Source organism: Trichococcus sp., assembly GCF_055118575.1.
Genome location: NZ_JBSQPW010000054.1, coordinates 1 through 7,188 on the forward strand (window position 1 = coordinate 1; position 7,188 = coordinate 7,188).

General features: G+C 44.9%; 6 protein-coding genes. All 6 read right to left on the minus strand.

Annotation, left to right across the window (positions count from 1 at the left end; all coding sequences use genetic code 11):
• Nucleotides 1-252, minus strand: a 252-nt coding sequence (locus tag ACTCCX_RS11820) for an FAD-dependent oxidoreductase (protein WP_463275583.1), incomplete at its 3' end; no start/stop codon positions are given.
• Between the two features lie 661 nt (nt 253-913).
• Complete coding sequence (locus tag ACTCCX_RS11825) at nt 914-1,330, minus strand: type II toxin-antitoxin system death-on-curing family toxin (protein ID WP_463276176.1); 417 nt, start codon at nt 1,328-1,330, stop codon at nt 914-916.
• A gap of 2 nt (nt 1,331-1,332) precedes the next feature.
• Nucleotides 1,333-1,737 (minus strand): AbrB/MazE/SpoVT family DNA-binding domain-containing protein, encoded by a 405-nt coding sequence (locus ACTCCX_RS11830; protein ID WP_434351314.1) that lies wholly within the window; start codon nt 1,735-1,737, stop codon nt 1,333-1,335.
• Between the two features lie 800 nt (nt 1,738-2,537).
• The gene (locus tag ACTCCX_RS11835; RefSeq protein WP_463276177.1) at nt 2,538-3,236 is read right to left on the minus strand and encodes an RloB domain-containing protein; all 699 of its coding nucleotides are present in this window, start codon (nt 3,234-3,236) and stop codon (nt 2,538-2,540) included.
• Complete coding sequence (locus ACTCCX_RS11840) at nt 3,237-4,595, minus strand: AAA family ATPase (protein WP_463276178.1); 1,359 nt, start codon at nt 4,593-4,595, stop codon at nt 3,237-3,239.
• A gap of 246 nt (nt 4,596-4,841) precedes the next feature.
• A partial coding sequence (locus ACTCCX_RS11845) for a DsrE/DsrF/DrsH-like family protein (protein WP_463276179.1) occupies nt 4,842-7,188 on the minus strand: 2,347 nt, incomplete at its 5' end.

Sequence of the window (7,188 nt, forward strand, 5' to 3'; positions counted from 1 at the left end):
CTTCACGACTTCGCTGAAGTTCTTGATGCCGATGTTGAATTTCTTCGCCATGCCGCCGACTGTCTCCAACAACAAGTTATCGCGCTCTTGGATTACGCCGCCGATGTGGTACGGCAAGCCGCAGTTGGCGAAAGAGATGTATTCACCTTTTTCGAAGATGACGATTTCGTCCTCTTCATTCAATCTTCTCAAGCGTGCCGCTGCAGTCGCTCCGCCGGCTACGCCGCCGATGATCACAATTTTACGTTTCATTATATATAATCCTCATTTCACAAAGTTTTTAAGTTTCGGTTGTATGCAGATAATAATACCCCGGTAGGTATAATCTGTAAAGGGAAATGTGACAGAGATGTTAAAAAAATTTTGCACAAACTCCCAATCCCGGCCCGCCGGTGCCGCCGAGCTCCGACGAAAGTCCCCTCGTCGGAGGTACGGTGCCAATGACCCGCTCTCCTCCTATTACCGGGCTCTAGCCGGAGCATAGCGCGGATTCGCGCCCTCTCCTCCGGCGAATGAAGGCTAGCCGGAGGTACGGATTTCTCACTCGCACCAGCTTCGGCGAAATAAACCCTAACAGGAACTGGCGCCTAACTCCGGTGAGTGCCCTTCTCGACGGAGTTGGGCTCTTCGGTATTCATCTTCCTCCTATTACCGGACCCTAGCCGGAGCTGAGCACGAATTTACACCCTGTCCTCCGTCGAACGATGTCTCCCCGGAGGTACGAATTTCATACTCGCACCAGCTCCGGCGAAGCAAACCCTAACAGGAACTGTTCGTCAGTGCGAGTATTTGCGTCCGACTTCCTTCAGATTCCACCTCACGGTGGACACCCTTGTCATTCGCTAACAGTTCCTACTGCAAAGCCTGTAGTGGACTTTCACCACCAATTCGTTGCCTTGCGGGTAGGCGGCTATCAATTTTTCGTTTTATATTTTTCTTGGAGCTTGGCCGAAGTGTCCTGCTTGAGTTCGTCGAAGTCGTTCGTAGTTTCCTCGCTTCTTTGGACCACACTCATGACAAATTCAATATACTCATCATGCTCCCAGGTGGCTGTATATCCATTGATAAGGAAAAAAACATCAGTTGCAACAACAGCTGTACGCTTATTGGCATTTTGAAATAGTTGCTTCCCTGCAATTCCGAGTAGCAGGACTGCTGCTTTTTCGAAAATTGTCGGATAGGCTTCCTCTCCAAATGCGGTTGCTTTCGGCGCTTCAATCACTGCATTTAGCGCTGCTGGTTCTCTGATGCCTATCAATTCTTTAGGTGTGTACCTTTTGATGATTCTCGTGTTGATCTGAATCAGTTGTTCTTCGGTCAGATATTTCATTGTTACATGTCGGCCAATGATCTCATTACCGAGTCATACTTATCGAAGTAATCGTCCAACATTGAATCAAGCTCTTCAGTTTCTAGGTGCTTCGGTATTTCAGCAGGAGTAACTTTTGAGATTAAAACGGTGTCGATCTCTTTTTCTCCATCGTTAACTTTTACAGTGATGTATTGGATTTCATCTCCAGGTCCAGCATGTAAAGTGCGCAGTACGTCTTCAGGAACAGAGATAACCACGCTGTTACCGGTCACTCGCAACTTAAAAGTATTTACCTTGTCTTTCGATCGTTTATTACTTTCTGCAAGCGAATAACGATAAGTGCGTTTGGCCATTCCTCCTTTTTTGTTTGTGATTGTACTTGTTTCTGGCACAGTTATAGAATTAGTTTTAATGTTCTTAATCATAATATTATCAATTCTCTCTTATTATATTTTTTAGTTATCCTATTTTTTTATTTTATTAGTTTTTAGGTTAGGTTAGGTTAGGTTAGGTTAGGTTCACTATTTTTGGTTTTCTGTGTGTTTTCAATATTATATTTTGTAATGTTCAGTATTCCCTATAACTGTATATACAGAATAACAGTATATACAGTTATTGTCAACAACTATTGTGATTCGTCAGGTTTGTTGTGTTTCACGGTGATTGATTTGTTGACGGATAGGCGAGCTCTCGACATTCTAGGTTACCGTCCTGGGCTGACGCCTGACATCACTATACTTCGTCGGCTGTTCGGCTGGCTTCATTCTTCGTTCAGTCAACGATTTTTCTTTTTGTCGGTTGTTCCGCATTCTTAAGTCTTCATTCAGCCGACGCCTTTGCCTTCTGTCGGCTGTTCGGTAATCTTCACTCTCCGTTCAGCCGACGCCTTTGCTTTTCGACGTTGTAGCCCCGATTAGAAAAAAGAAGCTGAAATAGGTGTTGGATCTTCATCCAAACCTGATTTAGCTTTGATTGTCGAGTAAAGGGATACCGTCATGGCGTTCGCTCGACAGGCCGCCTTCGGTCGGCTGTTCTGCATTCATCAGTCTGCGTTCAGCCGATGTTTTTGGGATTCGTCAGTTGATAGGTAATTTCCGCCCCACGGATAGCCGACGGACAGTCCACATGATGGAGCACAGCAGTCAATCTAATGGATTGCAATCTTTTGATTGAAATTTTTGAGTTTGAATAACGTTTACCCATTCCGAACTCGCTTAACAAGTATCTACTCAAAGCCCCTTAAGACGTCGATCAATTTATCCATGTAGGTAATCGTGGAAATATTAAGGAACCAATTAATTGTGTACTCATCAGCTAGTGTAGGAACAGTATTTTTGAAAGACTCTCTATTTGTATGTTCGTGTTTCTCAGAATCTATTGCACTTGATCTGCTGATCCTACAGTTAGCACAGGCGTTATCGATCGTACTGTATAGTCTTTCTGCATGTGTTTTGTACCATTTTTCTGTTTTTTCGTAGTTATGACCAACATCGTGTTCAAGAGTATTCTGTCCGGAGAATGGTTTGTTGTATACCTGATTGTGCATGCATAACCAGGTTTCGAAGCTTCGGGATGAAAATATGATAGGCACATCGCCATTAAACCAATTATAGTGCTTCCTTAGGTCAGCGCGCACTTCATCACGGTTGGATTGTCCCGGCTTTAAATCAGTATCCGTCACAATGAAAAACAAATCATCTGCGGCGATGGTGTCCCCCTTTTTCCCATCATGCCTTCTTTTTGAATGTTTTTTCGTTTGATCAAAAGCTGTTTCAAACTCCTTTCTGTTTGGATATGCGTAATACTTCAATTTTGCTTTCGTCAATCTACGCTGGAAGAGATGTTTGAAATACCAGATTTCGCAATTGCTGTGATCTAAAGCTTCCGGGATGTAGAGATGTATTATTGGTATCGTCTGCTTCATTTATGAAAATACCTCTGGGATCCCACCGAATCGGCCTTCTAAGTACAAGTTTGTCCAGTTATGATTGTTATAGGATACGTCCTTGAAATCGTTCAGGTACGTGATGAAACTACTTTGGCTTGAACGCTCTTTTTCAATTAAGCAGATTTGTTCCTTCGCAAAAAATTCTGATGAAAGTAGCAGCGGATTATGCGAGGCTACCAAAAATTGAGCCCTTCCACCACTCCCTTGTTTTAAAAATTTTTTCAGTATCCCTTCCTGGATTTTGATATGGTATTTGCTATCAAATTCATCAGATATGTAGAGGGAATGATTCATTAAAGCATTAAACAGGTTAATGGACTGCGACAAGAACTTTTTGGTCCCATCTGATTCCAAATCCAACGGCAATTCATAACTCCGAGATTTCACCTTATGGACTGTCGTAATCTTGTAATTACTTCGACTCTTTATTTGGTCCAAGAGATTTTCGACATTTTCTTCAGACATTTTTTCTGCATCACGACGAAACGCTGTCACAGCTTTAATTAATTCTTCAGTAATATCTTCTATGTTGAAATCTGATATAGCGAAGTCGAAATCATACAGCTCGGCCAATATTTGTTCCTTGAACGTTGGATTTTCATTTACTTTTTCAATAAAATCATTTAGATTACTATAATCGCTGTTCATTGAAAAGCCTTTTGTTATTTCGTAATAAACTGCCTGTACAATTTTGTAGGCGGTACTCTTTACTTCGATTTCATAATACTTTTTATTGATATTGGAGTTCATCATTGCCAGTATGGACTTGTATTCTATATTTTCTTGAGACAGTTTTTCGATTATTTTATTTAGGCCATTCATGGATTGGTGCAAATCATCCCCAACACGTTGAAAAATAACTTTTTTTGCACCTAACCTAGTCTTTAGTATCTTTTCATAACTCAGTTCTTCATTCACTACATAATAATCATCTGGATCAAAGCTTATTTTATAATACGTTTTCACATCAATGTTCTTACCGTCTTCCATAACAGAGGAAATGAAACTTAAATCAAATGAAATATCCTTTTTGTCATTTGACAATCTGAATGGTATAGGTCTGTTTACCATATCTTTACTTGAATGCATTTTTTCATTCATTGATAGGAAGTAATTTAAAAAAGAAAAAGCCAACAATAAATTCGATTTCCCAGAAGCATTTGCTCCAAAGAGAATGGCACCATTCAATACAGCACGCGTCAAACCATCCTTGTCTTTGTAGGAATATATCGTATTCATTTTAAATTTTTCAGCACTGTTGTATGGGTGATCCAGTGACAAGGTTGTCTTATCTTTGAAAGAGAAAAAATTTTCGACAGATAGGTGAGCTAGCATTTAATCCCTCTTTTCTTGGTTATATTAAGATTATAACTCAAAAAAGTTCGATTTTAAATAGATACGCTATTTCAAATTGAACTTTTTTGAGAATTGCTATTTTTAGTGGCAAGCGCTCGTTCTAGAAAATGTAGGCTTTAGATACTCCAATGCGTTAAGGGTACCGTCCTGGGCGGATGCCCGACAAAAGAGAAAAAAAACCAAAGAAAAAGCTCCCGCCGCGGCGGGAGCCTTATTTGTGTTGATTTAGATAAACAAATTCAAGTTGGCATCCATCGTGTCGCCGATGTAAGCTGCTACACCGCCGAAGTCCACGCCATCGATGATTTCCTCTTCTTTGATGCCCATGATATCCATGGACATTGTGCAGGCTACCATCTTGACGCCCATTTTTTTCGCTTGGGCGATCATGACCGGCAGGCTGTCGACGTTCTTTTGTTTCATGACGGCTTGGATCATTTTCGATCCGACGCCGCTCATGTTCATTTTCGAGATCGGCAGTTGGCCTGCGTGGTTCGGCAACATGATGTCGAACATTCTTTCCATGCCGCGTTTCGCTACGCTGACTTTCTCCGGACGTTTGATGACGTTCAAGCCCCAGAAGGTGAAGAACATCGTCACTGGCTTGCCGTAAGCCGCCGCTCCGTTGGCGATGATGAAGGAAGCCAAGGCTTTGTCCAAATCTCCACTGAAGACAACCATTGTTGCGCCATCTTTCGTTTCCTGCAGGACAGGTGCTTGCGCCGCTTGAGATGCCATTGCCGCAGGATTGAAGCCAGTTGCTGGAACTGCCGGAGCTGCTTTCCCTTTCGAGATATGCGCACGGACGATTTTCCCGTCGATTTCTTTCGAGATCATTGTGTTGCCGGTGTTCTTCGTCCAGGCAGCGATGTCGGCAAGGAAGCCGAAGTCGGATGCTTCGATGATCAGTTCTTGGCCGTCGACCATCTTATCCATGTTTTCTTTCACTTTCAGGATCGGGCCTGGGCACTGCAGTCCGCAGGCATCGACTTGGATCGTGTTGCCGACCGGTTGTGCCGCAGGTTTAGCGTGTGTTGGTTCGACGTGGACCGCTGCTTCCGGCACGTCCTCTTGATAGGTCAAAGTTGTTTTGGCTTGTTTGTATGTCTTGTAGCCGCCGTCCAGGTTTTTGACGGTGAAGCCGTTCTGCATCAGGATGCGGGCCGCGTTGTAGCCGCGGTGGCCGACTTGGCAGAACACATAGATGGTTTTGTCCTTTGGTAATTCGCTCATGCGCGCGCGGATATCGCCCAATGGGATCGTGTAGGCATTGCCCAATACGCCGGTAGCCAATTCGAAGTCTTCACGGACATCCAACAGGAAGGCACCTTTTGCGATCAGGCCATCGACTTCATGCCATTGGAACGTATCGACTTTGCCTTCCAAGATGTTGGAAGCTGCGTAGCCTGCGATGTTGGCAGGGTCTTTTGCGGATGAATAAGGCGGTGCGTAGGCCAATTCCAAATCCGGCAAGTCGTAGACGGTCGCGCCCAATTTCATGGCTGTCGCGATGACGTCGACACGTTTTTCGACGCCTTCCATCCCGACTGCCTGCACACCCAAGATTTTTCCGTCCAAGCCGAACAGCAATTTGATGTCCAACGGCGAAGCCCCTGGGTAATAACCAGCATGGGAGTTCGGATGAATGTGGACCACTTTATAGTCGGTGCCGCAACGTTTCAAGGTTTTCTCGCTGTTTCCGGCTGCCGCCACTGTCAATTCGAAGACTTTCGCAACCGAAGTTCCCATCGTGCCTTTGTAGCGGACATCCATACCGTTCAAGTGGTCAGCCACCAAGCGGCCTTGACGGTTCGCCGGCCAAGCCAACGGAACCACAGTCTTGCTGCCGTTGACGAAGTCGGTCACTTCGATGACGTCACCTACTGCGAAGATATCCGGATCGGATGTCTGCAATTGGTCGTTCACGACGATCGCACCTCGGAAGCCTGTCTTGAGATCAGACTCGACTGCCAATTCGTTTTCTGGCGTCACGCCGATGGAAAGGATTGTCATGTCCGTGTTCAGGACTTTGCCGCTGTTCAAGCGGACTTTGGATCCGTTGTTTTCGAAGGCTTTGACGCCATCGTTCAAGATCAAGTTGACATTGTGCATATCGATATGCGCATGCACGGATTGCGCCATTTCAAAGTCGATCGGTGCCATGACCTGATCGCTCATTTCGACCAAGGATACGTGGATGCCCAATTCCCATAGGTTCTCCATCATTTCCAAACCGATGAAGCCGCCGCCGATGACGGTCGCGCGTTTCACCTGGTGCTCAGTGATGTAAGCTTTGATCTTGTCCATATCCGGGATGTTGCGCAACGTGAAGACGTTCTCCGCTTCCTCGATGCCCGTGATGGCCGGTTTGATCGGCTTCGCGCCGGTCGAGATGATCAACTTGTCGTAGCTTTCTTCCGTCGTTGCGCCGGTCAATACGTGTTTCACTGTGATGGTCTTCTCAGCGCGGTTAATCTTCACGACTTCGCTGAAGTTCTTGATGCCGATGTTGAATTTCTTCGCCATGCCGCCGACTGTCTCCAACAACAAGTTATCGCGCTCTTGGATTACG